This is a genomic window from Streptomyces sp. NPDC045470, assembly GCF_040646595.1.
GTDB lineage: Bacteria > Actinomycetota > Actinomycetes > Streptomycetales > Streptomycetaceae > Streptomyces.
Map to the genome: position 1 here is coordinate 851,125 of NZ_JBEZAN010000001.1, position 26,629 is coordinate 877,753.

The window sequence follows — 26,629 nt, forward strand, 5'->3', positions numbered from 1 at the left end:
CAGGAGCGGCATGCGAGGGAGGCCCGGGGGCCGCGCAAGGGACGTGCGGTGCGCGGGTGATGGGCGGATGGCGGGCGACCCGTGACCGCCGCCCGCCATCCGTCCGTATCAGGGGCGCCCCGCCCCGGCACTGGTGGGGCGGGGCGCCGCGTCCGTCATCCGGCGAGGGCCTTGGTACGCCGGTGAGGACGGTCAGGGGCGGACCGCTGCGGGCGGTCCTTGGGGAACCGCTGCGGGCGGTCCTTGGCGGGCCGTTGCGGGCGGTCCTTGGCGGGCCGGTACGCACGGTCCGTCGTGACGCGTTGCGGGCGGTCCGGGTGGCGGTCCGTGGCCGACGGGGGCGCCGGGTCCGCCGACTTGGCCGTACGGAAGCGGGGCGTACGCAGGATCGTGTGGTAGGCGCGGGACTTGAGGACGTAGTACGCGAGGCGCGGCGTGAGGGGCTTCATACCGGCCCCGGTGTTCCGGCGTCGGCGTCCGGCCGGCCCAGCAGGTCCGCCAGTCCCTCCGCCAGGCCGCCCGCCCAGCAGGCGTGGTCATGACCGCCGTTGTACTCCCTGTACGTGACCGGATGGCCGAGGACACGCAGCGTGTCGCGCAGTTCCCGGGAGCGGGTGCGCGCGTCCCCCTCGTACCGGCCCGCCCGCAGGTGCGTCCGCAGCTCGCGGCGGCCTCCCCCGGCGAATCGTTCCGCCAGCCAGGACGGCCGTTTCGCGACGTCGGCCCCGTTCACGGGCCCCGCCCCCTCCGGCCGCCACCACAGCGCGGGCGACTGGGCCAGTACGTTGCCGAACCGGCGCGGCGCCGCGAATCCGGCGTACAGCGCGGTGAGTCCGCCCAGGCTCTCGCCCGCGACCACCGTGCGCGACGGATCGAACGTCACCGGCAGCCGACCGGACGCCCAGGGCAGCAGTTCGGCGGCGAGGAAGTTCGTGTACGCCTGCCGGCCGCCGAACTCGCGGGCGCGGGTGGCGTTGTCCACGGCGTCCGGCGCCAGCACGACCAGCGGCGGCAGCACACCGTCCGCGATCAGCCGGTCGAAGAGGCCCTGCACACCGAGCCGCCCGAACCACATGTCGCCGTCCAGGAGCACCAGCGTGTCGGCCCCGCCGTCCGGGAGCGGCCCCGGCGGTACGTACGTCCACACGTCGCGGCGGGCGGCGAGGGCGGCACTGGTCAGCCGGTGCCGTTCCACCGTGCCCCGGGCCACGCTCTCGTCCGGTCCGGCGGCCCACGGCCGCCACGGCTGCGGCGGGGCGTCGGGCAGCTCGAAGACCGAGCCGCCCTCGCCGCGCCAACGGGACGGCAGGACGTGCGGGTTGAGCGGGTCGGGCCGTGCGGCGGCGAGCAGCGGGAGCAGCCGGGCCTGGAAGTCGTCCGCGGGCTCGGAGCCCGGCGCCGACCACAGCGCCGGCGCCTCCGGCATCGCGACCGACACGTCCCCCGTATGGGCCCGTCCGCCCTCCGTCCCCGTGTCGGGCGCGATGACGTACGAGCCCCGGTAGTCGGAGGGCAGCCGGTAGGTGAGGTGCCAGACGTCGGTGCCGTGGATCCGGCGCATCAGGCTGCCCGCGAGGTGCGTGCGGTCCACCAGGCGGTTGACCAGCAGGAGGACCCGGCGGGTCCGGCCCGTGCCGCGCCACAGGAAGGTGACGGCCCGGTGCCCGGGGTCCCAGGGGAGCGGCTCGACGAGCGGGGTCCCCTGCGTGGCGGCCTCGGCCCAGAACTCGCGTACGGCGGCGTCGCGTCCGCCCGACACGGAGGCGGCCAGCGCGACGATCCGCGGGCTGTCCACGATGTCGGCGATCCCGGCCGGTGCCGGGCGCGACGTGTGCGGCGGGCCGGCGGGTACGGCTTCCCCCGCCCCCGCTCCCGCCGGTCCGCCGGAGGGTGCGCCCGGCACCGTCCCCCGTACCGCCCCCGTCGCCGTACCCGTCGCGGCGCCCGGCCGGGTTCCCCCGACCGCGCCCGTCGACGCGCCCACCGATGTCTTCATCGACGCTCCCATCGACAACCCGCTTCCCGCCCGGCGCTCCGGCGCGGGCACAGACGACTTCGGCCGGGGCCGTACGCACCGCGTGACGACCTCGACTTAGGTAAGGCTAACCTAATCGCACATCGGTCCCCGGGACAACATCCCCGGGGACGGCGGATCAGAGCCGTCGCCCGGACTCTTAGAGAGTTCTTAACCCCGCGCACTATTCACGTGTCCATGGATTCCAAGATCGCCCCAACCGGCGGCGGCCCCCGCCCCGGCACCCGTGCCCGCACCCGCACCGGTACGCGCGTGCTCGCCGTCTCCCTCGCGCTGACGGCCACGGCCTCCGTCGGCGCCTCCGGGTGCAGCAGCCAGGCCGTGGCCGGGACCGTCGGAGGACGGCACGTCGACATTCCCGTACGGGGCGGCACGGCCACCGTCGACACCGGCACCCTGGCCGTCAACGCCCGTACGGCGGACGGCAGGAGCCTGGCCCTGTCCGCCCCGTCCGGTACCGCCCTCGGCAAGCCCGGCCCGGTCGAGCGCACCGACGGCGGCGCCCGCTGGAGCTACCCGGACAAGGGCCTGACGGTGACCGCGCGCGCCGACCACGGGCGGCTGCGGGTCAGCATGAAGGCGGACCGCGACGGCTCCGTAAGCTGGCCGGTGACCGGCACCGACCGGGCCGCGTCGTCCGTCCAGTTGCCGCGCGGCGAGGGCCTGGACATCCCCGTACGCGACACGTTCTGGAACTCGGCGAAGGGCGGCCTCACAGGCGACGCGATCGACATGGGCGGCCAGCTCGAACTGCCGCTGTGGGGCTACTCCCTGGGCAAGGGGCGCGGCGTCAGCTACCTCACCCCCACCGATCTCGGCACCTCGCTGAAGTTCCGCTCCGACGGCGGGCGACTGACCACCTCCACCACCCACGACTTCAACGGTGGCGACGGCACCCGCGACTACACCGTCACCTTCGCCCTCACCGACGGAAACCCCGTCGCACCGGGCGCCGACTACCGCTCCTGGCTCTCCGAGCACGGACAGCTCGGCAGCCTGCGCGAGAAGATCAGGAAGAACCCGGCGAACGGCCGGCTGCTCGGCGCCTTCCACGCCTACGTGTGGGGCGACGCGCGCAAGGCCGGCGGCGTCGAAGAGCTGCGGAAGCTGGGCGTGGACCGGATGTGGCTCGGTTACGACGCCGGGGCCGACCCGATGGACGCCGCGGCCGTCAAGGCGGCGAAGAAGGCGGGCTACCTCGTCGGCCCGTACGACACGTTCGCCAACGGCCAGGACCCGAAGACCGCCGACTCCCCCACCTCCGTGTGGCCCGGCACGGTCTACCCCGACTTCTGCGTACGGGACGCCCGGGGCAAGCCGGAGACCGGGTTCGGCAACCGCGGCTGCTACCTCAGCTCACGCGCCTTCGAACAGGCCGAGCCCAACCACCACTACCTCGCCGACCGCACCCGCGCCATGACGGCCAACGGCGCCGACAGCTACTTCCTCGACGTCGACGCGACCGGCGAGGAGTTCCGCGACCACAGCGCCGACCACCCGATGACCAAGGCGGACGACCGCGCGAACCGGCTGGCCCGGATGCGGCGCCTGGCCCAGGACAAGAAGCTCGTCCTGGGTTCGGAGAGCGCCCAGTCCTGGGCCAACAAGGTGCTGGCCTTCAACCACGGGGCGGCCACCCCGGTCGCCGACGGCCTGTGGAAGCTCCAGCGCGACAAGGAGACCTGGGGCGCCTGGTACCCGCAGAACGCCCCCAAGGCGTTCTTCAAACCCGTGGAGCTGCCGGCCGACCTGGCGAAGGCGATGTACGACCCGGCCTACCGGGTGCCGCTGTACGAGACCGCGCTGCACAGCTCGCTCGTCAACGCCGAGCGCTGGGAGCTGTCGTACAACAAGCTGCCCGAGCAGAAGACCGACCGCGCGCTGCTGGCGATGCTCTACAACATCCCGCTGAACTACGTGCTCGACGGCCCGTCCATCAAGAAGTCCGGGCCGGAACTGGCAGCGCTCCAGAAGTACTTCGCGCCGCTGCACGAGGCGGCGGGGACCGAGAAGCTGACCTCGTTCCGCCGCCTGACCGACGACAACCTCGTGCAGCGTACGGAGTTCGGCGACGGCAAGCTCACCGTCACCGCCAACTTCGGCACCACGGCGCACGCCGGCCTCCCCGGCGGCTGCGTGGACGCCGAGCTGCGCGGCGACAAGCAGCCGCGGCGCCTGTGCCCGGCGAAGGTCACGGGCTGAGTCGGCGGGCTCCGGTCATGCGACAGGCCGACGCGGCAGCGCGAAGCGCTCCGAAGCAGTAGGCGGCAGGCCGTCCCAGGCCCTCGCGGCAGCGGGGCGGGCGTCCGGTGGACGCCCGCCCCTACGCCTCGCGCTCCCGCTCTCCGCGGGCGCCCGGCCGCGCTACTCGCCGTGGCGGGCGCGCCCGCCCTTCTGCCCGGCTTCGGCGGCCCGCTCACGGTCGTTGGCGAAGTTGCCGCCGCTCTCGTGGCCGCCCTTCTGCCCGGCGTCCGCCGCGCGCTGCGGGTCGTTGGCGAAGTTGCCGCCGCTCTCGTGGCCGCCCTTCTGCCCGGCGCGGGCGGCCTTCTCGCGGTCGTTGGCGAAGTTGCCGTTGTTGGTGGACTCAGCCATCACTACTCACCCTTACTTCGTTGTGGGCTGTTTCCTTCCAGTCAGGCGGGTTGCCTTGCGCCCCAGGACCAAACACCCGCACCAGGAAGAAAATCGGCGAAGCCGACCAACCCTCCCGAAGAGCCCACGCGCACCGCGCCACGAGCCTCCACCGTCCGCCCTACGGGCAGTCCACCACCCGTCCTATGGCCCCTGCCCCTTCTCCTGTCCCTGGGGGGGGCACACGGCGCTCTCCTCACACCCCGCCCTCCCCCGTGCTGAGGGCAGCGTTCCCCGCGGGTAACAACGCGGATGCGGACGGGTAACAGCCGGACCGCACGCTGGCGGACATGACCTCGCAACAGCGTGTGGTGGTGATCGGCGGCGGAATGGCGGCCGCCCGGCTCGCGCAGCGCCTCCGCCCGGCCGGCGCCCCCGGCACCGGCGGCCCGGCGCTCACCGTCCTCGGCGAGGAGCCGCACGCGCCGTACAACCGTGTCCTGCTCGCCGAGGTGCTGGCCGGCCGGTACGCGCCCGAGGTCATCGCGCTGCCCGCCCCGCACGACGGCGTGCGGTGGCTGGGCGGGGTGCGGGCGGTACAGATCGACCGGGCGGCCCGTACGGTGCTGTGCGACGACGGGCAGGCCGTACCGTACGACCGGCTCGTCCTCGCGACCGGCTCCAACCCGGTGCTGCCGCCGCTGCGCGGCCTCTTCCCGCCCGGCCACGACGACCTTCCCGCCGGCGTGCACCCCTTCCGCGCCCTGGACGACTGCACGGCGCTCGCCGCGGCCGCCGCCCGGCCGGGGGTGCGCGCGGTGGTGATCGGCGGCGGGCTGCTCGGTGTCTCCGCGGCCCGTGCGCTGGCCGAACGCGGTGTGTCGGTGCTGCTCGCGCAGCAGGGCGAGCACCTGATGGAACGGCAACTGGACGCCGGCGCCGCGGCCCTGCTGCGCGCGCACGTCGAGGCGTTGGGCGTGGAGGTCCACACGGAGTGCCGGGTGCGCGGGCTGCGCGTCGAGGACGGCTCCGTACGCGGCGTGGAACTCGCGGACGGTTACGTGCCCGACGCCGACCTGGTCGTCCTCGCCTGCGGGGTACGGCCGCGCGTCGGGCTCGCGCGGGCCGCCGGGCTGCCGGTGGACCGCGGCATCGTCGTGGACGACGAGCTGCGGACGGCCGATCCCCATGTCCACGCGATCGGCGACTGCGCGCAGCACGACGGCGTGGTGTACGGCCTGGCGGGCGCCGCGCTCGAACAGGCGGACCTGCTGGCGCGGCTCCTCTCGGAGGAGGCAGCCCGTTACCACGGGACCCGTGCCCTCACCCGCCTCACCCTCACCGGCCCCGGTCCCGACCCCGGCTCGCCCTCCGCCCCCCTCGACCTCGCCGCCTTCGGCACCCCCTCCCCCGCTCCCGGCGACGACGTGATCCGCCTGTCCGACGCCACCCGCAGCGCCTACCGCCAGGTCATCGTCCGCGGTGACCGCCTCGTGGGCGGCATCCTCCTCGGCGACCTGGGCGCCGTCGGCACCCTCGCCCGTACCTGGGAGGCCGACGACCCGCTGCCCGCGGCGCCCCTCCTGCACCTGCTCACCCCCGAACCCAGCGGCGGTCCCCGCACCGCCCCCACCCCCGACGGAGGCTCCTGACCATGGCCGAAACCGCCGTTCCCACCCTCGTGCTCATCGGCCACGGCATGGTCGGCCAGCGGTTCCTCGAAGCCCTCGCCGACCGCGGGGTGACCCGCCGGTCCCGGGTCGTCGTGCTGTGCGAGGAGCCCCGCCCCGCCTACGACCGGGTCCAGCTCACCTCGTACTTCTCCGGCCGCACGCCGGACGACCTGTCCCTCACCGACCCCGGCTTCATGGCCCGGCACGGCATCGAACTGCACCTCGGCGACCCGGCCACCGCCGTCGACCGCGCGGCGCGCACCGTCACCGCCCGTTCCGGCCTGACGGTCCGGTACGACACACTCGTCCTGGCCACCGGCTCGTACCCCTTCGTGCCGCCGGTGCCCGGCGCGGACAGCACCGGCTGCTTCGTCTACCGGACCGTCGAGGACCTGCTCGCCATCGAGGAGTACGCCAGGAACTCCCGCACCGGCACGGTCGTCGGCGGCGGCCTGCTCGGCCTGGAGGCGGCCGGTGCCCTCAAGGGCCTCGGACTGCGCACCCACATCGTGGAGTTCCAGCCCCGGCTGATGGCGGTCCAGGTGGACGAGGGCGGCGGCAGCGCGCTGCGCCGGACCGTGGAGGAGATGGGCCTGAGCGTGCACACGGGCGTCGGCGGCAAGGAGGTCGTCGCGGACGCGGACGGTGCCGTACGGGCCATGGAGCTGTCCGACGGCTCGCGCGTCGAGACCGACCTGGTGGTCTTCTCGGCCGGGGTGCGCCCGCGCGACCAGCTCGCCCGCGACTGCGGGCTGACGGTGGGCGAGCGCGGCGGTATCCGCGTCGACGAGCGGTGCCGTACCGACGACCCGGCCGTGTACGCCATCGGCGAGTGCGCGCTGGCGGCCGACGGCAGGGTGTACGGCCTGGTGGCGCCCGGTTACGAGATGGCGGAGACGGCGGCGGCCGCGATCGCCGGCGACCGGGACGCGCCCGCCTTCACCGGCGCCGACACCTCCACCAAGCTCAAGCTCCTCGGCGTGGACGTGGCCTCCTTCGGGGACGCGCACGGCACCGCGCCGGGCTGTCTCGACGTCGTGTACGCCGACTCCCGTTCCGGCGTCTACAAGAAGCTGGTCGTCGGCGCGGACGGCGAACTCCTCGGCGGTGTGCTGGTCGGCGACGCCGAGTCGTACGGGCTGCTGCGCCCGCTCACCGGCACCGTGCCGCCGGTCGCCCCGGAGCAGCTCGTCGTGCCCGCGGGCACCGGCGCACCGGCCGCGCTCGGACCCGCCGCCCTCCCCGACGAGGCGGTGATCTGCAACTGCCACAACGTCACCAAGGGCACCATCCGCACCGCCGTCTCCGAGCACTCCTGCACCACCGTGCCCGAGGTGAAGAAGTGCACCAAGGCGGGCACCGGCTGCGGCAGTTGCGTCAAGGCGCTGACCACCCTGGTCAACGACGAGCTGACGGCCGGCGGCGCGACCGTCGACCAGGGCCTGTGCGACTGCTTCCCGCACACCCGCGCCGAGCTGTACGAGATCGTCCGCACCCGCCGCCTCACCTCGTACGCCGCACTGCTGGACGGCCACGGGCGCGCGGCGGCGCGCGGCGGCGACGGCTGCGAGGTCTGCAAGCCGACGGTGGGGTCGATCATCGCGAGCCTGGCCCCCACCGTCGGCGCCGACGGGTACGTCCTGGACGGCGAGCAGTCCGCCCTCCAGGACACCAACGACCACTTCCTCGCCAACCTCCAGCGCAACGGCTCCTACTCGGTCGTCCCGCGCATCCCCGGCGGCGAGATCACCCCGGAGAAACTGATCGCCATCGGCGAGGTGGCCCGCGACTTCGGCCTGTACACGAAGATCACCGGCGGCCAGCGCATCGACCTGTTCGGCGCCCGCGTCGACCAGCTCCCGCGCATCTGGGCCCGCCTGGTCGACGCCGGGTTCGAGTCCGGACACGCGTACGGGAAGGCGCTGCGCACCGTGAAGTCGTGCGTCGGACAGACCTGGTGCCGCTACGGCGTCCAGGACTCCGTCCGGATGGCCATCGACCTGGAGCTGCGCTACCGGGGCCTGCGCTCACCGCACAAACTCAAGTCGGCCGTCTCCGGCTGCGCGCGCGAGTGCGCCGAGGCGCGCGGCAAGGACTTCGGCGTCATCGCCACCTCCAACGGCTGGAACCTCTACGTCGGCGGCAACGGCGGCGCCGACCCGCGCCACGCCGACCTGCTCGCCCAGGACCTGTCCGACGCCGAACTGGTCCGGCTCATCGACCGCTTCCTGATGTTCTACATCCGCACCGCCGACCGCCTGGAGCGCACCTCCACCTGGCTGGAGCGCATCGAGGGCGGCCTCGACCACGTACGCGACGTGGTCGTGCACGACTCGCTCGGCCTGTGCGACGAGCTGGAGGCGCTGATGGCCGCACATGTGACGGCCTACCGCGACGAGTGGGCCGACACCCTCGCCGACCCGGAGCGCCTCGCCCGGTTCGTCTCCTTCGTCAACGCGCCGGACGCCCCCGACCCGGCCGTCCGCTTCGTCCCGGAGCGCGACCAGATCAAGCCGGATCTGCCCCTGCTGGCCGGGGCGACGCTGCCCGTCCGCACTGCTTCCGACAGCCGCACCCGCACCCTGGAAGGGACCGCCGCCCGATGACTCTCGCCGTCGAACTCCCCTCGGAGCCGCACTCGGGACAGCGATCGGACCCCACCTGGTTCCCGGTCTGCGACCCCTCCGCCCTCGTCCCCGGCCGGGGCGTCGCCGCCCTGCTCCCCGACGGCGGGCAGGTGGCGCTGTTCATGGACCGCGCGGGACGCCCGTACGCCATCGGCAACCGTGACCCGTTCACGGGCGCGTACGTGCTGTCCCGCGGCCTGACCGGCTCCGTGGGCGGCCGCCCGTTCGTCGCCTCGCCCCTCCTCAAGCAGCGCTTCGACCTGGAGACGGGCGCCTGCCTGGACGATCCGGCGGTGTCGGTGCCCGTCTACCGGGTGCGGGAGGTCGGGAGCTAGCTTCCCTCTGCACGCGTCCCGGCTCCGGTACCGCCGGGGCGAGGTCGCGGCCCGCCCGAGGCCGGGGTCGCGGCCCGCCCGGCCTGGCAGTATCCCCACCGGACCGGGCGTACGCTGGTGCCCCCGACGCCCCGACGAAGGAGCGCAGCAAGCGTGACCCGTTGGACCACGAGCCACATCCCCGACCAGACGGGCCGCTCGGCCGTCGTCACCGGCGCCAACAGCGGCATCGGCTACATCACCGCGCGCGAGCTGGCCCGCCGCGGCGCCCGTACCGTACTGGCCTGCCGCAACGAGGCACGCGGGCACGCCGCGCTCGCCCGGCTGCGCTCCGAAGTACCGGAAGCGGAGGCCGAGTTCCGACAACTGGACCTGGCCGACCTGGCGTCCGTACGCGCCTTCGCGGCGGGCCTGGACACCTTCGACGGCGACCGTCTGGACCTCCTCATCAACAACGCCGGTGTGATGGCGCTCCCGCACCGCCGTACCGCCGACGGCTTCGAGATGCAGTTCGGGACCAACCACCTCGGTCACTTCGCGCTCACCGGCCTCCTCCTGCCCAAGCTGCTGGCCACGCCCGGCGCTCGCGTCGTCACCGTCTCCAGCGGCTTCCACGTGCTGGGCAACGTCGACCTGGACGACCTCAACAGCGAGCGCGGCTACCGCCGCTGGATCGCCTACGGCCGTTCCAAGAGCGCCAACCTGCTCTTCGTCCACGAGCTGTCGCGCCGCCTGGCGCGCGCCGGTTCGCAGGTGGTGGCCGTCGCGGCGCACCCCGGGTACGCCGACACCAACCTGCAGACCGCCGGCGTACGGATGGAGGGCCGTACGGGCGCCGAGCGCGTCGTGGCGCTGGCCAATCGCGTCGTCGGCCAGTCCGCCGAGTCCGGCGCCCTGCCGACCCTGTGCGCCGCCACCGCCCCGCACATGAAGCCGGACGCCTTCCTCGGCCCCCGCACCGGCCTGCGCGGCGCGACCGCGCCGTCCCCCCGCGCCCCGTGGACGCGCAACGACGAGACGTCGGCGCGGCTGTGGGACGCGTCGGAGGAACTGACGGGCGTACGGTACGACTTCGGCGGTGCCGCCTCGTGAACGCCTCTTCCCCCGGCACGCCGCCGGACGGCATGCCCGTCTACCGTGTCCTGACCGGCCCGGACGACGCCACGTTCTGCCACCGGGTGAGCGAGATGCTCACCCTGGGCTACACCCTGCACGGCGGGCCCGCCGTGACCTTCAACGGCGAACGCGTCATCGTCGCCCAGGCGCTGCTCTGGCCGGCCGGGGCACAGGAGCCCCGGGCAGCCGGCTCGCAGGAGCCCCCGGCGGCGCAGGCGTAGCGGCCTCGGCGGCCTGTAGGCGGCCGGTCACTCCAGCCCCGAAGCCTCGAAGATCTTCCGGGCGCCGTCCCGGTCGACGCGCTCCCCCAGCACCCGCAGCACCTCGCTCCCCGACCGCAGCAGCCCGCGTTCCCGGGACAGCCGGGCGCCGGTGTCGAGGAGGTGCCACAGAGCCGGGTCGGCGGTGAGGACCTTGGGGTCCAGTTCGACGCGGTCGCCCACCGCGTCGCGCAGCACCAGCCGGGGCGCCATCCCGTCACTGCGGTGGACGAGGACCAGCAGGTCGGTACGGACCCGGCGCTCGCACAGCAGCCCGCGCACGGCGAGCCACCCCGCGCCGGCCGTCACCCGTGCCGGGAAGAGCGCCGCGAAGAGCACCACCGCGAGGGCCGTCCAGCAGGCGGCGCGCAGCGGGTCGAGGGTGCGGCAGGCGAGGTCGACGCCGAGCATGAGGCACAGGACGCCGGCCGTGCAGCAGGCCGTCGTGCGCAGTTCGGCCGTCCACCGGCGGTCGCGGTACGCCGCCGGGCCGTGCACCGGGGGTGGAAGGGCGTACCTCCTTCGCGTATGCCGTCCATCGCGCGTCACACCGCCTCTCCGTTCCATGACCGTGACGGTAGGACCGTGGCGCGCACGTCGCCGGGACCTTGACGCGACACTGACGGCGCGTCGCGGCCGCTTGACGCACCGCTGACAACGCGGCCCCGCCGTACACCGCCGCGTACCGGTGCCCGTACCACCCGGTGCCCCGGCCACCCGTCCGCATCGGTACGTCCCCGCCGGGCATCAAGAAGGCGTGAAGAAGGCCGGATCACCCGCCAAAGCCACGCCAAGAACCGGCGCGCCCGTACGAACCGGCACTCACGCTGGGCTGGCCCCGTCACCGGGGTTCTCTTCCCGCAGCGCACGGAGGTACGGCGAACGATGTCGATGGTGTGGAAACCCACGGGTGGGACCGCGAGCCGGACCACGGACCGGACCGCGAGCCCGACCGCCAGCCGGGCAACCGGCCCGGCCGCATCCCCTCCCACCCATTCCTCCTCCGGCCCGTCCCCCGCCGGTCCCGCTCCCGGCTCCGGCTCCGCTGCCGCCCCTGCCGCCGCCCCCGACCCGGACGCCCGCCATCGTCTGACCTCCGTCCAGGGCCTCGCCGCCCTCTCCCTCGACGCGATGGCCTCCGTCGCGTACGGGCCCGAGTCCATCGTCCTGATCCTGGCCGCCGCCGGTGCGTACGGCCTCGGCTTCACCCTCCCGGTGACCCTCTGCATCGCCGCCCTGCTCGCCGTCCTGGTCGCCTCGTACCGGCAGGTGATCGCGGCCTTCCCGAACGGCGGCGGTTCGTACGCCGTCGCCAGGGCACACCTCGGGCGCCGTACGGCCCTGGCCGCCGCGGCCTCCCTCCTCCTCGACTACGTGCTGAACGTCGCCGTGTCGGTGACGGCCGGCGTCGCCGCGCTCACCTCCGCGTTCCCCGCCCTCTACGGTGAACGGCTGTGGCTGTGCCTCGGTGTGCTCGTCCTGGTGACCGGAGTGAACCTGCGCGGCATCGCCGACTCGGCGAAAGCCTTCCTCCTTCCCACCGCCGTCTTCGTGGGGTCGATCCTCACCGTCGTCACGGTCGGCCTGTTCCGGGACGCGCCCGTCTCCACCGCGTCGGCCGACGGCCACGCCTCGGTCCTGGCGGACAACGCGACCTCGGTCGGCGCGCTGCTCCTCCTGAAGGCGTTCGCCGCCGGCTGTTCGGCCCTGACCGGCGTCGAGGCCGTCGCCAACGCCGTACCGTCCTTCCGCGCGCCCGCCGCCAAGCGCGCGCAGCGCACCGAGGTCGCCCTGGGCGCCCTGCTCGGCGTGATGCTGATCGGCCTGTCGGTGCTCATCGGGCGCTTCCACCTCCAGCCGGTCGAAGGCGTCACCGTCCTCGCGCAGCTCGCGGACGCGTCGCTCGGCCACAACTGGGCTTTCTACGTCGTGCAGTTCGCCACGATGGTGCTGCTCGCCCTCGCCGCCAACACCAGTTTCGGCGGACTGCCGGTGCTGATGGGCCTGCTGGCCCGCGACAACTACCTGCCGCACGTCTTCGGCCTCAAGGCCGACCGGCAGGTGCACCGGCACGGTGTCCTCGCGCTGGCCGCCGTCGCCGCCCTGCTCCTCGGCTTCTCCGGCGGCGACGTGAACACCCTCGTGCCGCTCTTCGCCATCGGTGTCTTCGCCGGTTTCACCATCTGCCAGGTCGGCATGGTCCGCCACTGGCGGCAGGAACGTTCCCCCGGCTGGCGCGGCAAGGCCGCGCTCAACGGCTTCGGCGCGCTGCTGACCGGCGTCTCGGCCGTCGTCGTCACCGCGACGAAGTTCACCGAGGGCGCCTGGCTCATCGTCGTCGCGCTGCCGCTGCTCGTCCTCGCCTTCGAGGCCGTGCACCGGGCGTACGGCAGGATCGCGGACCGCCTGCACCTGGGCCGCATCCCCGAACCGCCGCACCGCGACCGCTCCCTCGTCGTCGTCCCCGTCTCCCACCTCTCCAAGCTCACCTGCGAGGCATTGAACGCCGCCGTCTCGCTCGGTGACGAGGTGGTGGCCGTCACCGTCACGTACGCCGCTCCCGAGGACCGCCGCGCGGCGGAGTCCCTGCGCCGCGACTGGGAACTGTGGAGCCCCGGCGTCGACCTCCTCGAACTGCCCTCCGCCACCCGCACGGTCGGCCGCCCGATCGCCGCGTACGTACGCGAACTCGCCGACCGGCACCCCCGTACCCGGGTCACCGTCCTGATCCCCGAGGTCGAACCGGCCCACCTGTGGCAACGCCTCCTCCAGAACCAGCGCGGCGCGGTCGTCGCCCACGCGGTGCGCCGCACGACGGACGCGACGATCTGCCGACTGCGGTTCCGGTTGTCGGCATAGCCGAGCGGGGGTGGGGCAGGCAGGGTGGGGCACAGGTGGCGGGCTGGTATCGCTGTCAGGGTCGCGGGGCCGGAAACCGGTGGGGCACCACCGAGCCCTGCTGTCAGGATCCGTTGTTCATGCTTCTCGGACGCGTACTCGCCATCCTCTCGCTGCTCTGCGCGCTCGCCGTGACGGCCATCGGTCTCTGGCGCGGCGACGGGTGGGGCATCGGCCTCGGCGCCTTCTCGACATGCAGCGCGATCCTCACCGTGACCGTGGTGTGGCGGTCCCGGCGCCCGTAGCGATCCGCCCTCACGGCCCGACGCCGCGCCCCGCTTCCCGGAACCGGGCGGCTGGAGGTCCTGCTCCGTCGGGTCCTCCCGCTCGGGCTGGTCCGGCGCCCGGACGAAGTCGTGCGCGCCGTTGTCCGAGGACTGTCCGCCCCAGTGGGGCAGCGGCCGGTCGCAGCCGGGGCCGGGCGGGTTCCCCGTCGGCATCAGCGCCAGGTCGGAGCCGAGGAACGGCACGATGGAGTAGCCGCCGTCGCACATCGGCAGCACGTAGAACCGCTGCGCCTCCGTCTCCTTGTTGTTCGGGGCCTTGGGGGTCCCGGGGGTCCGCGAAGCGCATGCCGTCCCGGAGGTTGCCCGGGTTGACCGCCGGCCGCTTGCCCTCCCGCCCGTTCTCGAAGCTGTGGGCCGTGTTGTTCTTGTAGTAGCCCACCGGGTGGACCACCCACAGGTGCCGCTTGTTGTCGATGTTCTCCACGGGGTCGGTCTCGATCTGGAGGTCACCGTTGTAGGTGGTATCCGCCGGTGACCCGGTGGATGACCATCAGCTCGCGCCGGTGCTTCACGGAGGCGACGAAGGTGTCCAGGGTGTTGGGGTGCAAGGCTGCGCCTTTCTCCTGGTGGGACGGCTTCTCTGGGCATGCCCGTACCCGAGGCATCGGACGCCCGCACATGCCACCGGCCGGAAGCGTTCAGCGGGCACCCGCGTGGACACAGTCGATCTGGACAACGCCCACCGCACGCCGCATTGACGCGGGCGCACACGTCGCCCCGGACCGCGCGCCCGTCTGTCGCCCCGGGCCGGTTCCCGACCTTGCCCACCCCGCCGCCACGTGCGACAACGACCCTATGCCGACCTCACCGCCCCTGTACCGAGGCTTACCCCTACGCCAGCCCACCCGGCCGCCGTTCCTTCTCCCCGCCGGCCCGGAAAGCGCCGAGCTGTACGGGCCGGTCTTCGGCCACACCGATGTGACGCCTCTCGACAGCGACCTCACCCGCCACCACCCGGGCACCCCCATCGGTGAACGCATCACCGTCACCGGCCGCCTCCTGGACCACCGGGGCCACCCGGTCCCCCACCAGCTCCTCGAACTCTGGCAGGCCAACGCCGCCGGCCGCTACGCGCACCAGGGCGACCGGCACGACGCCCCGCTGGACCCCCACTTCACCGGCGCGGGCCGCGCCCTGACCGACGCCGAGGGCCGCTACGCCTTCACCACGATCAAGCCGGGCCCGTACCCGCTCGGCACCCCCGACCACGCCTGGCGCGCCGCCCACCTGCACTTCTCCGTCTTTGGCCGCGCGTTCACCCAACGCCTGGTCACCCAGATGTACTTCGAGGGCGACCCGCTCCTGGCCCACGACTCAGTACTCCACGCGGCCCCGAGCGCCGCAGCCCGCCGAAGCCTGGTCGCCACCTGCACCCCCGCTCCCCTGCTCCCGGGCCGCCCGCCGTCCCTCACCTACCACTGGAACATCGTTCTCGGCGGCCCCTCACCGACGGTCGCTCCCGCCTGACGTCCAGCTCGCACCACACCGTCTTGCCGTCCTGCCGCTCCCGCACACCCCACCGCACGGCCACCTCCTGCTCGAGCACCAGCCCGAGCCCGCCGGGACTGTCGTCCCCCGGTCCCCGTACGTGCGGCCACGCTTCCCCGCGCGCATCACTGACCGCCAGCCGTAGCACCTCCTTGCCCACCGTCAGGTGCACGCGCACGAGCCGCCCGGGCACCCGGCCGTGCGTGATCGCGTTCGTCAGCAGCTCGGACACCAGCAACTCGGCGTCGTCCACGAGGTGCCCGTACCCCCACTCCCACAGCAGCCGGGCCATCCGGTACCGCGCGAGCCGCACACTCTTGGGGAACGGCGAGTAGTCGAGCAGGTCCTCGTGGAGGACGACTTCTGTGGGGTCATGCGGAGAGATCATCGACGGCCACCTCCGGGTTACGAGCAGCGCGCACCCTTGCGCCAACTGATGCGGCCGCGCGAGCAGTTCGTTCGTTACGGAAGGTAGGGGCGCGACGGCGTCACCCACAATCGAGCGGTGCAAATTTCACCCGTGAGGGTTGCGAGCCGCCATCTCGCACCCAGACCGCTCCCCCACGAGCGAAGGTGAGCGACATGGAACGTACAGGCCAGACGCCACAGGGCAATCGCATGTCGACCGTGCTGGGCCGCCGCCTCGGCGGCGAACTCACCAAGCACCGTCTCGCCGCCGGCCTCACACAAGGCCAAGCAGCCGAGGTCATCAGCGCGTCAACCGGCAAGGTCGCCAGGATGGAGAGCGGCTGGGTCCCGATGCGCGACCCGGACATCCGCATCCTGTGCGAGCTGTACGAGGTGAGCGACCCGGCAACGGTGGGCGGGCTGCTGGAACTGGCCCGCGTGGACCGGGAACGGCGGAAGGCGAAGGGGTGGTGGAGCGAGTTTCCGGGGCTCGGCGCGATGAAGGAGTACGTGACCTTGGAGAGTGTCGCGACCGCCATCAAGACCTGGCAGGTGGCCTACGTACCCGGCCTGCTGCAATGTGAGGCGTACATCCGCGCACTGAAGCCCGACCACGACTTCGTAGGTGCACGTCTGGCCCGCCAGCGGCGCCTCGACGGCGAATCCCCTCTACGTCTTCACGCGGTGGTCTACGAGGCGGCCCTCCGCAACCTGATCGGCGGCGCAGCCGTGATGCGCCAGCAGCTCGCGCATCTGGCACTGGCCTCCGAGAGGACGAACGTATCGGTCCGCATCCTGCCCTTCAGCGCGGGGGCGCAGGTGGGCATCGGGTGCGCATACAACGTCCTCTCCTTCACCGACCCCGGCGCCATGGACGTCGTGTACATCGAGATCCCCCGCACGCAGGTCTGGATCGAAGGAGGGGACGAGGCTACGGAACATGACGAAATGTTCGAGAGAATCGCAGGGGAAGCCCTGGACGAGCCCGCATCTCGGACGTTCATCCGCAGCCTCAGCAAGGAACTGTGATTCATGCCGGAGTTCAACTACCGCAAGTCCACCCACAGCGACCCCGACCACGAGTGCGTGGAGGTGGCCTGCAACCTCTTGCACACCATCGCCATACGCGACTCCAAGCGCACCGACGGCCCCACCCTCCACGTCAGCCCCACCGCGTGGACGGCCTTCCTCGCCGCACTTCAGAGCAGCCACCCGTGAGCCCCATGTCGTACCACAAGTCCAGCTACAGCAATCCCGAGCACGAGTGCGTCGAAGTAGCCACCAACCGCCCCCACCTAGTCGCCATACGCGACTCCAAGCGCCCCACCGGCCCCACACTCCACGTCCCCCCCACCGCCTGGACGGCGTTCCTCACCACGCTCCACACCCCCACCGGGCAAAATCCCGTAACCGCCTGACCTCACCATTGTTAGGATTTGCCGGACCTTGGGGGGCTCGTACATTTCGTCGGTCGGGAGGCGTGTGACCTCTCCCTGCCCTCCGCCGCACGCGGCGCTCCGTGCCGCACATCGCCAGGAGGGCACTTGAAACGTTCCACCGCGCCGGCGCCGAGACGGTCCCGGCGGATACTGGGCGGAGCCGTCGCGCTCGGCCTCGCGGTGACCGGCGGGACGCTCGCGTCTCCCGCTGTGGCCGCGCCCGTGGAGCCGGAGGCTCCCACCTGGGACTACGTGCAGGACGTGGCGCTGAAGATCGCGCCGGGGTCCGAGATCGTCAGTGCGGGCCGTACCGGGTTCCTGTCCGTGGACCCGCAGAACAACGTGGTGTGGACGGACCATCTGGGCCGTACGACCACACTGGCCCGGGATTACGGCCAGTTCACGCACACGACGGCGCACGGCTCCGTGTCCGACGTCGTGGCGCTCGGCAACAACACCTTCGTCGGCGCCTCGACCAAGATCACGCTGCGGAACATGGTCACCGGGGCCACCACCCTCGTCGACCTGAAGAAGTACGGGTACCGCTACCTCGGCACCGTCGAGGGCCGGGTGCTCGCCGCCGAGAAGACAGCCGACGGCGGCGAAGCGGTCCACATCCTGGAGTTCCAGGGCGAGGAGCTGACCGACCGGGCCGTCACCGAACTGAGCCCCAGGTTCGGTAGGTTCCGGCTGGCGGCGGGGGCTCCCGGAAAGGCACTGCTGCGGTACGACGTGGGTGTCCCCGACACGACGGCCCTCGCCTACTCGACCGTCGACCTGGCCACCGCCCACATCGTCTCGGGCCGCAACATGCTGGGCCCCAGCACCGAGGCCGCGGCCTTGTCGAGCACCCACATGGCCTCCATCGGGACGGAGATCCGCGGCGGCGAGGAAAACTATCTGAAGACCGTCGAGCTGGGCGGCGCCTCCACGCCGAAGACGACGTCCACGCGCCTGGACGGCGTCCGCCGCCCGACCCTGGGCCTGACCGGCGACTGGGTGCTGTACGGGAACCGGCAGAAGCTCACGGAGGGGTCCGCGCCGGATGAAGCGGCCCTCAAGGCGGTCCCGGTCGGCGGTGGCACCGCCCGCAAGGTGATGGACCACGTCACGTCCACCACGCCCGCCCCGGACGGCACCCTGCTGGCGATGGGCGGCACCGTGGCCCAGGGCGAGGGGCTCTACCGGATCTCCGCGAAGGCCGGTGGCGAGGCGCCGACCGCGGAACTGGTCGCGGGCACCGGGCAGCCCACCAAGGTCACCCTGCTGGGCGCCGACGCACCGGGCACGGCCCAGCTCGACCAGCGGCCCTGGCACCCGCGCTGGCACCTGTCCCGGCGCAACGTCAGCATGACCGTCACCCTGCGCCACGTCGCCTCCGGCAAGCAGAGCGTGTCCCACCTGAACCCGGACCTGCCGGACAACAACGGTGACGGCTGGGTGGATCTGGACTGGAACGGCCTGGTCACCGTGGGCGTCCGGGACGAGGCAGCGCCCAACGGCGGCTACACCTGGGAACTGACCGCCCAACCCCGTAACGGCATCGGCCCCGCCCTCCACCAGAAGGGCTCCTTCACGGTCGAGCGCAAGCCCGCCCCGCACGACTACACCGACAACGGTTCGCCGGACGTGCTCGTGCGTGACCGGGCGGGCAACCTGTCGCTCGAAGACACCGCCCACGATCCGCTGAACCCGCAGTTCCACAGCGCCCGCCGCATGGTGGTCGGCGGGGGCTGGAACATCTACGACCAGGTCGTCGCCGTCGGCGACGTGGCCGGCGCCTCCGCCGGTGACGTGGTGGCCCGCGACCGCTCCGGCGTCCTGTGGCTCTACCTCGGCAAGGGCGACGGCACCTTCGACAAACCGCTGAAGATCGGCGCCGGCTGGAACGCGTACGACGCGTTCACCGGCGGCAGCGACCTGAACGGTGACGGCCGCGGCGACCTGCTGGCCCGGGACCGCTCCGGCGTGCTCTGGCTCTACGAGGGCACCGGCAACTGGCGGGCACCCTTCGCCCCGCGCAAGAAGATCGGCGCCGGCTGGGGCAGTTACGACAGCATCACCGCCGTCGGCGACGTGGCCGGGGCCTCCGCCGGCGACCTGGTCGCCCGCGACCGTTCCGGTGTCCTGTGGCTGTTCCTGGGCAAGGGGGACGGCACCCTCGACGGACGCGTGAAGATCGGCGCCGGCTGGGGCGGCTACCGCCAACTCGTCGGCATCGGCGACTCCGACGCCGACGGCCGCGCCGACCTGCTCGTCTCCACGCCGGACGGCAGCTCGTACGTCTACCACGGCACGGGCAACTGGCGGGCACCGTTCGCCCCACGCGAGCTGACCGGCATCAACGCACCCGCGCACGAGACCATCGCCTGACGGCAGGACGGCGACGGGCGCCCACGTGCCCATCGGGGCCGGGATCGGGTCGCTCACCTCATGACAACCCGCTCCCGGCCCCGTCGCGTTCACGTGGTCCGAGCTCCACCGCACAAGTCCTCGTGAAGCTTGGCGACGACGGCGGGGGCCAGCGCGGGCGCGTGACCCTGGACCCACTGATCGGCGAGGGTGAGGAAGCCCCTGAGGTCGTCGTGCACGGTTCGGAGAAGGGTCGGCAATGCGTCCAGGGGAAGCTCGACGGGGCCGCTCGCCGAAGCCTCCGTATCGGGCCAGACCTTTACGAGCGCCCCCTCGTGCTCGACGTGCGCGGTGGGATCGTGGCCGAGCCAGAGGTCGTCGCCGTTCAGGAGGCCGTACCAATCGCGCCAGTCCTCCAGACCGCAGCAGCAGCCCGGGGCGATCACGGTGCCGGTTGCGGTGTCCTTCAGGCGGATGCCGCCCGGCGCTGTCGCGAGGTCGAGGCTCAGCAGGTGCTCCAAGCGCCGGGTCACGGCCTCGGCCCCAGCGGCCGGCGCCGGTGCCGCTGCGCCTGCGGCCGAAGCCGGGGCCTCGTGGCCGTCGTCGTGGCCGCTGGTCAGGACGGCCATCGCCGTACCGACTTGCCGAAGTGACATCTCACCGGACAGCACCAGAAGTCGGTCCTCGCTCGGCGCGGCGGCAGGCCACCGGGCGAAGTCCACGGCGTCGTAGGTTTCCATGACGGCATCAATGATCAGCACCCATTCATTCTCGGCGGCCCGTCGGCCGGGGCGCCCCCTTTTTTGCTGGTGCCCGGCGGCCCCATGCCCTTGCCAGCCCTCCGCTCCCCACGCCCCGTAAGTCTCTGACCTCCCGGTTGTTAGGATTTGCCGGAACTTGGGGGGCTCGTACATTCAGTCGGTCGGGAGAGGAATGGCCTCTTCCTGCCCTCCGTCGCACATGCGTGGCGCACCGCGCCACGCCTTGCCTGGAGGGCACATTGAAACGTTCATTCGCGCCGGGGCCGAGACGGGCCCGGCCGTTCCGGCGGGTTCTGGGCGGAGCCGTCGCGCTCGGGCTCGCGGTGAGCGGCGGGTCGCTCGCGTCCCCCGCTGCCGCCGCCCCCGCGAAGCCCGTTCTGAAGATCACGCCGGGGTCGGAGATCGTGAGTGCCGGCACCACCGGATTCCTCTCCGTCGACCCGAAGAACACTCTCCGCTGGACGCGTTACGCGGACGGGACGACGACCGAGGTGGGCCAGGACAGCGGCCAGTACACGCAGGGCATCGCGCACGGTTCCGCGTCCGACGTGGTGGCGGTCGGCGACGACACCACCATCTCCGCGTCCCGCAAGATCACCCTGCGGGACATGGGCTCGGGTTCGTCCACCCTCGTGGACCTCGGCACGTACGGCTACACGTACGAAGGCACGGTCGGGCCCTGGGTGATCGCGGTCAAGAACCTGGAGGGCCGCCAGGAAGCCCACGTCCTCGGGCTCGTGGACGACAAGCTCACCGACCGGAAGATCGCCGGGCTGCCGGAGAAGACACGGAAGTTCACCGCGGTCGCCGGGACGCCGGGCTCGGCCCTGGTGCGGTTCACGTCCGGGATGTCGGACCACTCCCCTTTCAAGACCAACGACTACGCGGTGATCGACCTGGCCGCTGCGATGGTCAGCGACCACGGCGGGCTGATGACCGACGACTGGGCCGGTGCCGCCCTGTCCCCGACACACATGGCATCGCTCGGCTCTCTCTACCAGGGTGCCCGGCGTGTGACCCTCGCCGTCTCGAAGCGCGGGCCGGAACGGCAGCCGTGGAGCGCGGAACAGTCCGGCGTCTACAGCACCATGGTCGGCCTGGTCGGCAACTGGGTGCTGCACGGGAACACGGACAAGGTGTCGGAAGGGCACTCCGCGTGGTCCTCGGCCTTCCGCGCCAACTTCGTCGGCGGCTCCTTCGCCATGGAACGCAAGGTGCTGGACCACGCCACCTCCTCGACACCCACGCCCGAGGGCGACCTGCTGGTGATGGGCGGCTCCGTCGACCAGGGCGAGGGCCTCTACCGGGTCTCCCCCGGGGCAGACGGCGCGCCCGTCACCCGGCTCGTCGCCGGCACCGGCGAACCGACCAAGATCACCCTCCTCGCGGCTGCCGTACCCGCCGTCGCCGAACTGGGCCGTGGCCGCTGGGAGCCGCGCTGGCAGCTTTCGCGGCTCAACGCCCATGTGACCCTCACGCTGCGCCACACCGCCTCGGGCAAGGAAGGCACCATCGATTGGTTCCGGGACGAGCGGAAGCCGGGGCCGCAGTGGCTGAACATGCAGTGGGACGGTCTGCTCGACTCCGGCGGTGAGGCCATGGCCGCTCCCAACGGTGACTACACCTGGAAGCTCACCGCCGAACCCAACAACGAAATCGGCCCCGACCTGAACGTGGAAGGCAAGTTCACCGTCCGCCGCCAGTCCGCCCCGCACGACTACACCGACAATGGTTCGCCGGACGTGCTGTTCCGTGACTCGGCGGGCAACCTGTCGCTCCAGGACACGTACCACGACGCGCGGAACACGCCGCATCTTGAGGGCACGTGGTCGAAGTCGGCCGGCTGGGGCTGGAACATCTACGACCAGGTCGTCGCAGTCGGTAACGTGGCCGGCGCCTCCGCCGGTGACGTGGTGGCGCGGGACTCCGCAGGTGTGCTGTGGCTGTATCTCGGCAAGGGCGACGGAACGTTCGACAGGCGGCTGAAGATCGGCGCCGGCTGGAACGCGTACGACGCGTTCACCGGCGGCAGCGACCTGAACGGCGACGGCCGCGGCGACCTGCTGGCCCGGGACCGCTCCGGCGTGCTCTGGCTCTACGAGGGCACCGGCAACTGGCGGGCACCCTTCGCCCCGCGCAAGAAGATCGGCGCCGGCTGGGGCAGTTACGACAGCATCACCGCCGTCGGCGACGTGGCCGGGGCCTCCGCCGGCGACCTGGTCGCCCGCGACCGTTCCGGTGTCCTGTGGCTGTTCCTGGGCAAGGGGGACGGCACCCTCGACGGACGCGTGAAGATCGGCGCCGGCTGGGGCGGCTACCGCCAACTCGTCGGCATCGGCGACTCCGACGCCGACGGCCGCGCCGACCTGCTCGTCTCCACGCCGGACGGCAGCTCGTACGTCTACCACGGCACGGGCAACTGGCGGGCACCGTTCGCCCCACGCGAGGTGACCGGCATCAGGACTCCGTCGTACGAGACCATCGTCTGACGGGCCACACCGACGGCGACGACGCCGGGCGCACCCGCCCACCGGGGCCGGGGCCAGGAGCACTCAGATCATGGGTGACTGGTCCCGGCCCTGTTCCGTTCAGGCCGCCTCGACGCCGGATATCCGGTACTTCCGTATCTCCGCGTCCAGGACGGCCGTCGTCCGCCCGGCCTCCGGTCCGCTGCCGCGGAACGCGGCCAGCTCGGCGTCGGACCCCCAGCGTTCGTAGACGTTGACGCGGCCGGGGTCCAGGCGGTCGGCCGTGAGGGTGAAGTCCAGGCAGCCGGGGGCCTTTCTGGCCTGTTCGGTCACCGCGTCGCAGTCGGCCAGGTACGCCTCACGGGCGTCAGGGGCGACGTGGAGCGTGCCGGACACGATGATCATGGGCGTCTCCTTCGGACGAGCGGACGGACGAGCGACGAGCGGGCGAGCAGAAGGGCAGTCGGACAGTCGGACAGTGAATGCCTTGTAGCGAATCATGCACGAGGGGTCTGACAATCGGCCCGGGGTCGGTCTGAGCTGCGCGGACACGCGCGACGACACCGACACCCCCCGGCCGTTTTCGCGCAGGTGCCATGCGTTCTTCACGGTGGTACGGCAAAGTAGGCGCTCGCGGCGGACGGTGATCGACGATCACCGAAGCGGCACGACAGCCGGACGACGACCGACGCGCGAGGCGCGGCGGGCTACGTAGGGGGCGATCGGGCATGACTCGCGACATCGGCAGACGGCGGCTGCTCGGGGCGGCCGGAGGAGTGGCCGGAGGGGCGGCCCTCACGGCGGTCCTGGCGGCCTGTGGTTCCAACACCGGCCGCAATGGCAAGGGTTCGGGGCCGGCGCTGAGCCAGTGGTACCACCAGTACGGGGAGCCGGGCACCGAGCAGGCCGTCAAGCGGTACGCGGCCGCGTACGACAAGGCGCGGGTCAGCGTGCAGTGGCGGCCCGGGGACTACGACCGGCAGACCGCCGCCGCGCTGCTGACGGACTCCGGTCCGGACGTCTTCGAGGTCAACGGGCCGAAGCTGGACCAGATCAAGGGCGGGCAGGTCGTGGACCTGACGGCGGAGATCGAGTCCGCCAAGGGCGACTTCAACCAGTCGGTGCTCGCGCCGAAGATCTGGCAGGACAAGGTCTGGGCGATTCCGCAGACCATGGACACCCAACTGCTGTTCTACCGCAAGAGCATGCTCAAGGCGGCGGGCGTCGAGCCGCCGCGCAGCGTCGACGAGCTGGTGGAGGCCGCGCGGACACTGACCGCGCGGCACCGGAAGGACAAGGTCAAGGGACTGTTCCTGGGGAACGACGGCGGGGCCGCGGTGCTGGGCGGTACGCCGCTGTTCGCCGCGGGACTGAGCCTGATCACGGAGGACGGAAAGGTCGGCTTCGACGATCCGGCCGCCGCCCGGGTGCTCGGCAAGGTCCGGCAGTTGTACGCCGACGAATCGTTGCTGCTCGGGGCGCCGACGGACTGGTCCGACCCGGCGGCGTTCGTCCAGGGACTGACCGCCATGCAGTGGTCGGGCCTGTGGGCGCTGCCGCAGGTCAAGAAGGCGCTGGGGGACGACTTCGGGGTGCTGCCGTTCCCGAAGGACGGCGCCGGGCAGCCGGCCGTGCCCGTGGGCGCGTACGGGTCGGCGGTCAGTGCGCGCAGCAAGCACCGCGAGGAGGCCCGGGCGTACGTGAAGTGGCTGTGGGTGGACGGGACCGACAAGCAGGAGGACTTCGCCCTCTCGTACGGCTTCCACATCCCCGCCCGCACCTCGCTCGCCAAGAAGGCGAAGCAGCTCCGGGAGGACGCGGCGGCCGACGCGGTCTCGTACGCCACCGAGTACGGCCACGCCGAGCCGCTGCTCTGGACGACGCCGAGCAGCACCGCCTACCAGGACGCGCTCAACCGCGTCATCAAGGGCGGCGCGAATCCGGAGAGCGAGCTGAAGGGCGTGGTGCGCAAGGTGGAGGCCGAGTTGCAGCGGGCGAAGACGAAGTGAGGGGGACGGACTCCCGGCCCGCGACCACCGGTACGGGTACGGGCAAGGGCACGCGTACCGGCGGGCTCCTCGCGCGCCTCCAGGGGCAGCAGAACCGGAACCTGTGGTTCTGGGCGTTCGTCGGCCCGTTCGCGATCGGCCTGGCGCTGTTCACGTACGTACCGCTGGCCTGGAGCGTCTACCTCAGCTTCTTCGACGCCCACAACACGGTCGCCCCGACGGACTTCGTCGGACTGGACAACTACACGGCGATGCTCGGCGACGACGCCTTCGTCAGCAGCCTGGGCACGTTCCTGCTGTTCACCGCGTTCATCGTGCCGGCGACGTTCGTGCTCTCGCTCGGCCTCGCGCTCATGGTCAACCGGCTGCGCTTCGCCCAGGCGTTCTTCCGCTCGGTCTTCTTCCTGCCGACCGCGTGCTCGTACGTGGTCGCGGCGCTGATCTGGAAGCTGTCGATCTTCAACGGGGTGCGGTTCGGGCTGGCCAACACCGTGCTCGGGTGGTTCGGCGCGGACCAGACCGCGTGGCTGTCCACGACCGACCCGCCCTGGTACTGGCTGGTGATCGTGACCGTACGGCTGTGGTTGCAGGCAGGTTTCTTCATGATCCTGTTCCTGGCGGGGCTGCAACGGATCCCGCCCCGCCTGTACGAGGCCGCCGCGGTGGACGGCGCGCGGCCCGGCTGGCAGACGCTGCGGTACATCACCCTGCCGCAACTGCGCGCCACCTCGGTCGCCGTCGTCCTGCTGCTGGTGATCAACGCGTTCCAGGCGTTCGACGAGTTCTACAACCTGATGTCCGACGCCCGCGGCTACCCGCCGTACGCCCGCCCGCCGCTGGTCTACCTCTACTACACCGCCCTCGGGCAGGAGCAGAACCTCGGCCTGGGCAGCGCGGGCGCGGTGATCCTGGCGCTGATCATCGCCGTGGCGACCGTCGTCCAGGCCCGCTGGTTCGGCCTCGGACGGAAGGAGGACTGAGCGATGGCGACCAGGCGCACGGGGATTACGGCCAGGCCCGTGGAAACGGGACGGACGCGGCGGGCGCGCGCGCCGCGGGACCCCCGCGTGCGGGCCGGGCGCGCGCTGCGCGCGGTGACCGTCACCGTCCTCGCCGTCCTCTTCCTCCTCCCGTTCTACCTGCTCGTACGCAACGGCCTGGCCACCGAGCAGGACATCACCGCCCCCGACTGGACGTTCTTCCCGCGCGACATCCAGTGGTCCAACCTGACCGAGGTCTTCGCCGACCCGAACCTGCCGATGGCCCGCGCGCTGCTCAACTCCACCCTGATCGCGGTCTCCACGACGGTGGGCACGGTGCTGCTGGCGTCCCTGGCCGGATACGGACTGGCCCGCATCCCGTACCGGCACGCGAACCTCGTCTTCTACGCGATCCTCGGCACCCTGATGGTCCCGGCGGCCGTCACGTTCGTCCCCAGCTTCGTCCTCGTCTCGTCGCTCGGCTGGATCTCGACCCTGCGCGGGCTGATCATCCCGACCCTGTTCAGCGCCTTCGCCTGCTTCATGTTCCGCCAGTACTTCCTCGGCTTCCCCCGGGAGCTGGAGGACGCGGCCCGGGTGGACGGGCTCGGGTACTGGCGTACGTACTGGCGGATCGTGGTGCCCAACGCGCGGCCCGTCTTCGCGGCCGTCGGCACGATCGTCTTCATCGGCGCCTGGAACGCGTTCCTGTGGCCGCTGGTCATCGGACAGGACCGGGAAGCGTGGACGGTGCAGGTCGCGCTGTCCACGTTCACCACGGCGCAGAACCTCAACCTGCACGAACTGTTCATCGCCGCGGCGATCTCGATCGCGCCGCTGGTGGTCGTGTTCGTACTGTTGCAGCGGTACATCGTGGCGGGGGTGGAGCGGTCGGGGATCGACGACTGAGCGGGAGCGGGGA

24 protein-coding genes are annotated in these 26,629 nt (G+C 72.2%); 17 read left to right on the forward strand and 7 right to left on the reverse strand.

What is annotated here, in order from left to right:
• Positions 1–155: 155 nt before the first annotated feature.
• On the reverse strand, positions 156–449 hold the full coding sequence (locus tag AB0A97_RS03745) for a hypothetical protein (RefSeq protein WP_361143935.1): 294 nt from the start codon (positions 447–449) through the stop codon (positions 156–158).
• Positions 446–1,996, reverse strand: a complete 1,551-nt coding sequence (fes, locus tag AB0A97_RS03750) for an enterochelin esterase (RefSeq protein WP_361143937.1) — start codon at positions 1,994–1,996, stop codon at positions 446–448. The genes AB0A97_RS03745 and fes overlap by 4 nt, the downstream gene beginning before the upstream one ends.
• 216 nt (positions 1,997–2,212) lie before the next feature.
• On the opposite strand from fes, the gene AB0A97_RS03755 reads away from it, so the two are divergent.
• Positions 2,213–4,237 (forward strand): glycoside hydrolase, encoded by a 2,025-nt coding sequence (locus tag AB0A97_RS03755; RefSeq protein ID WP_361143940.1) that lies wholly within the window; start codon positions 2,213–2,215, stop codon positions 4,235–4,237.
• A gap of 162 nt (positions 4,238–4,399) precedes the next feature.
• On the opposite strand, the gene AB0A97_RS03760 is transcribed toward AB0A97_RS03755, so the two are convergent.
• A complete protein-coding gene (locus AB0A97_RS03760; RefSeq protein ID WP_361143942.1) occupies positions 4,400–4,627 on the reverse strand; it encodes a general stress protein in 228 nt (75 codons plus the stop codon).
• A 329-nt stretch (positions 4,628–4,956) separates the two neighbouring features.
• On the opposite strand from AB0A97_RS03760, the gene AB0A97_RS03765 reads away from it, so the two are divergent.
• The 5 genes from AB0A97_RS03765 to AB0A97_RS03785 all read left to right on the forward strand — a co-directional run bounded on the left by AB0A97_RS03765 (position 4,957) and on the right by AB0A97_RS03785 (position 10,578).
• Positions 4,957–6,258, forward strand: a complete 1,302-nt coding sequence (locus AB0A97_RS03765; protein ID WP_361143945.1) for an FAD-dependent oxidoreductase — start codon at positions 4,957–4,959, stop codon at positions 6,256–6,258.
• A gap of 2 nt (positions 6,259–6,260) precedes the next feature.
• Positions 6,261–8,885, forward strand: coding sequence for a nitrite reductase large subunit NirB (gene nirB / locus AB0A97_RS03770; protein ID WP_361143947.1), 2,625 nt, complete (start codon positions 6,261–6,263; stop codon positions 8,883–8,885).
• Entirely contained in the window at positions 8,882–9,241 is a 360-nt protein-coding gene (nirD, locus tag AB0A97_RS03775) for a nitrite reductase small subunit NirD (RefSeq protein ID WP_361143949.1), read from the forward strand. The genes nirB and nirD overlap by 4 nt, the downstream gene beginning before the upstream one ends.
• A gap of 153 nt (positions 9,242–9,394) precedes the next feature.
• Positions 9,395–10,333 carry an oxidoreductase gene (locus AB0A97_RS03780; RefSeq protein ID WP_361143952.1) on the forward strand — a complete coding sequence of 313 codons (939 nt, stop codon included), beginning with the start codon at positions 9,395–9,397 and terminating at the stop codon, positions 10,331–10,333.
• Positions 10,334–10,365: 32 nt separating this feature from the next.
• Positions 10,366–10,578 (forward strand): DUF1737 domain-containing protein, encoded by a 213-nt coding sequence (locus AB0A97_RS03785; protein ID WP_361145236.1) that lies wholly within the window; start codon positions 10,366–10,368, stop codon positions 10,576–10,578.
• A 27-nt stretch (positions 10,579–10,605) separates the two neighbouring features.
• Here AB0A97_RS03785 and AB0A97_RS03790 read toward each other — a convergent pair whose 3' ends face one another.
• Positions 10,606–11,166, reverse strand: a complete 561-nt coding sequence (locus AB0A97_RS03790) for a hypothetical protein (protein ID WP_361143954.1) — start codon at positions 11,164–11,166, stop codon at positions 10,606–10,608.
• Positions 11,167–11,502: 336 nt separating this feature from the next.
• Between AB0A97_RS03790 and AB0A97_RS03795 the strand changes: the two genes are divergently transcribed.
• From AB0A97_RS03795 to AB0A97_RS03805, 3 genes are all read left to right on the forward strand, one after another.
• Positions 11,503–13,476: an APC family permease gene (locus AB0A97_RS03795; RefSeq protein WP_361143956.1), complete on the forward strand. Its 1,974-nt coding sequence runs from the start codon at positions 11,503–11,505 to the stop codon at positions 13,474–13,476.
• Between the two features lie 119 nt (positions 13,477–13,595).
• A complete protein-coding gene (locus tag AB0A97_RS03800) occupies positions 13,596–13,760 on the forward strand; it encodes a hypothetical protein (protein ID WP_361143958.1) in 165 nt (54 codons plus the stop codon).
• Between the two features lie 837 nt (positions 13,761–14,597).
• On the forward strand, positions 14,598–15,269 hold the full coding sequence (locus AB0A97_RS03805) for a protocatechuate 3,4-dioxygenase subunit beta (protein WP_361143961.1): 672 nt from the start codon (positions 14,598–14,600) through the stop codon (positions 15,267–15,269).
• Here AB0A97_RS03805 and AB0A97_RS03810 read toward each other — a convergent pair.
• Positions 15,211–15,678, reverse strand: coding sequence for an ATP-binding protein (locus AB0A97_RS03810; protein WP_361143963.1), 468 nt, complete (start codon positions 15,676–15,678; stop codon positions 15,211–15,213). The two genes, AB0A97_RS03805 and AB0A97_RS03810, sit on opposite strands and share 59 nt — an antisense overlap.
• Positions 15,679–15,872: 194 nt before the next feature.
• Between AB0A97_RS03810 and AB0A97_RS03815 the strand changes: the two genes are divergently transcribed.
• From AB0A97_RS03815 to AB0A97_RS03830, 4 genes are all read left to right on the forward strand, one after another.
• Complete coding sequence (locus AB0A97_RS03815; RefSeq protein ID WP_361143966.1) at positions 15,873–16,727, forward strand: helix-turn-helix transcriptional regulator; 855 nt, start codon at positions 15,873–15,875, stop codon at positions 16,725–16,727.
• 3 nt (positions 16,728–16,730) lie between these two features.
• The gene (locus AB0A97_RS03820) at positions 16,731–16,916 is read left to right on the forward strand and encodes a DUF397 domain-containing protein (RefSeq protein ID WP_361143969.1); all 186 of its coding nucleotides are present in this window, start codon (positions 16,731–16,733) and stop codon (positions 16,914–16,916) included.
• Between the two features lie 5 nt (positions 16,917–16,921).
• The gene (locus AB0A97_RS03825) at positions 16,922–17,116 is read left to right on the forward strand and encodes a DUF397 domain-containing protein (protein WP_361145239.1); all 195 of its coding nucleotides are present in this window, start codon (positions 16,922–16,924) and stop codon (positions 17,114–17,116) included.
• Between the two features lie 126 nt (positions 17,117–17,242).
• Positions 17,243–19,510 carry a VCBS repeat-containing protein gene (locus tag AB0A97_RS03830; protein ID WP_361143971.1) on the forward strand — a complete coding sequence of 756 codons (2,268 nt, stop codon included), beginning with the start codon at positions 17,243–17,245 and terminating at the stop codon, positions 19,508–19,510.
• 89 nt (positions 19,511–19,599) lie between these two features.
• On the opposite strand, the gene AB0A97_RS03835 is transcribed toward AB0A97_RS03830, so the two are convergent.
• Positions 19,600–20,250 carry a hypothetical protein gene (locus tag AB0A97_RS03835; RefSeq protein WP_361143974.1) on the reverse strand — a complete coding sequence of 217 codons (651 nt, stop codon included), beginning with the start codon at positions 20,248–20,250 and terminating at the stop codon, positions 19,600–19,602.
• 239 nt (positions 20,251–20,489) lie between these two features.
• Here AB0A97_RS03835 and AB0A97_RS03840 point away from each other — a divergent pair, with 239 nt between their 5' ends.
• A complete protein-coding gene (locus AB0A97_RS03840; protein WP_361143977.1) occupies positions 20,490–22,739 on the forward strand; it encodes a VCBS repeat-containing protein in 2,250 nt (749 codons plus the stop codon).
• A 99-nt stretch (positions 22,740–22,838) separates the two neighbouring features.
• Here AB0A97_RS03840 and AB0A97_RS03845 read toward each other — a convergent pair whose 3' ends face one another.
• Entirely contained in the window at positions 22,839–23,123 is a 285-nt protein-coding gene (locus AB0A97_RS03845; RefSeq protein WP_361143980.1) for an antibiotic biosynthesis monooxygenase family protein, read from the reverse strand.
• A 323-nt stretch (positions 23,124–23,446) separates the two neighbouring features.
• Between AB0A97_RS03845 and AB0A97_RS03850 the strand changes: the two genes are divergently transcribed.
• The 3 genes from AB0A97_RS03850 to AB0A97_RS03860 all read left to right on the forward strand — a co-directional run bounded on the left by AB0A97_RS03850 (position 23,447) and on the right by AB0A97_RS03860 (position 26,616).
• The gene (locus AB0A97_RS03850) at positions 23,447–24,727 is read left to right on the forward strand and encodes a sugar ABC transporter substrate-binding protein (RefSeq protein WP_361143983.1); all 1,281 of its coding nucleotides are present in this window, start codon (positions 23,447–23,449) and stop codon (positions 24,725–24,727) included.
• Between the two features lie 101 nt (positions 24,728–24,828).
• A complete protein-coding gene (locus AB0A97_RS03855) occupies positions 24,829–25,707 on the forward strand; it encodes a sugar ABC transporter permease (RefSeq protein WP_361145241.1) in 879 nt (292 codons plus the stop codon).
• 87 nt (positions 25,708–25,794) lie between these two features.
• Positions 25,795–26,616 (forward strand): carbohydrate ABC transporter permease, encoded by an 822-nt coding sequence (locus tag AB0A97_RS03860; RefSeq protein ID WP_361143985.1) that lies wholly within the window; start codon positions 25,795–25,797, stop codon positions 26,614–26,616.
• Positions 26,617–26,629: the final 13 nt, after the last annotated feature.

Excerpts from the sequence above, each read along its gene's own strand:
- AB0A97_RS03805 (WP_361143961.1), top strand. The coding sequence starts at position 14,598 with ATGCCGACCTCACCGCCCCTGTACCGAGGCTTACCCCTACGCCAGCCC.
- nirD (WP_361143949.1), top strand. The coding sequence starts at position 8,882 with ATGACTCTCGCCGTCGAACTCCCCTCGGAGCCGCACTCGGGACAGCGA.
- AB0A97_RS03755 (WP_361143940.1), top strand. The coding sequence starts at position 2,213 with ATGGATTCCAAGATCGCCCCAACCGGCGGCGGCCCCCGCCCCGGCACC.
- AB0A97_RS03760 (WP_361143942.1), bottom strand. The coding sequence starts at position 4,627 with ATGGCTGAGTCCACCAACAACGGCAACTTCGCCAACGACCGCGAGAAG.
- AB0A97_RS03785 (WP_361145236.1), top strand. The coding sequence starts at position 10,366 with ATGCCCGTCTACCGTGTCCTGACCGGCCCGGACGACGCCACGTTCTGC.
- AB0A97_RS03795 (WP_361143956.1), top strand. The coding sequence starts at position 11,503 with ATGTCGATGGTGTGGAAACCCACGGGTGGGACCGCGAGCCGGACCACG.
- AB0A97_RS03825 (WP_361145239.1), top strand. The coding sequence starts at position 16,922 with ATGTCGTACCACAAGTCCAGCTACAGCAATCCCGAGCACGAGTGCGTC.
- AB0A97_RS03765 (WP_361143945.1), top strand. The coding sequence starts at position 4,957 with ATGACCTCGCAACAGCGTGTGGTGGTGATCGGCGGCGGAATGGCGGCC.
- AB0A97_RS03810 (WP_361143963.1), bottom strand. The coding sequence starts at position 15,678 with ATGATCTCTCCGCATGACCCCACAGAAGTCGTCCTCCACGAGGACCTG.
- AB0A97_RS03815 (WP_361143966.1), top strand. The coding sequence starts at position 15,873 with ATGGAACGTACAGGCCAGACGCCACAGGGCAATCGCATGTCGACCGTG.
- AB0A97_RS03850 (WP_361143983.1), top strand. The coding sequence starts at position 23,447 with ATGACTCGCGACATCGGCAGACGGCGGCTGCTCGGGGCGGCCGGAGGA.
- nirB (WP_361143947.1), top strand. The coding sequence starts at position 6,261 with ATGGCCGAAACCGCCGTTCCCACCCTCGTGCTCATCGGCCACGGCATG.
- fes (WP_361143937.1), bottom strand. The coding sequence starts at position 1,996 with ATGAAGACATCGGTGGGCGCGTCGACGGGCGCGGTCGGGGGAACCCGG.
- AB0A97_RS03800 (WP_361143958.1), top strand. The coding sequence starts at position 13,596 with ATGCTTCTCGGACGCGTACTCGCCATCCTCTCGCTGCTCTGCGCGCTC.
- AB0A97_RS03845 (WP_361143980.1), bottom strand. The coding sequence starts at position 23,123 with ATGATCATCGTGTCCGGCACGCTCCACGTCGCCCCTGACGCCCGTGAG.
- AB0A97_RS03820 (WP_361143969.1), top strand. The coding sequence starts at position 16,731 with ATGCCGGAGTTCAACTACCGCAAGTCCACCCACAGCGACCCCGACCAC.
- AB0A97_RS03745 (WP_361143935.1), bottom strand. The coding sequence starts at position 449 with ATGAAGCCCCTCACGCCGCGCCTCGCGTACTACGTCCTCAAGTCCCGC.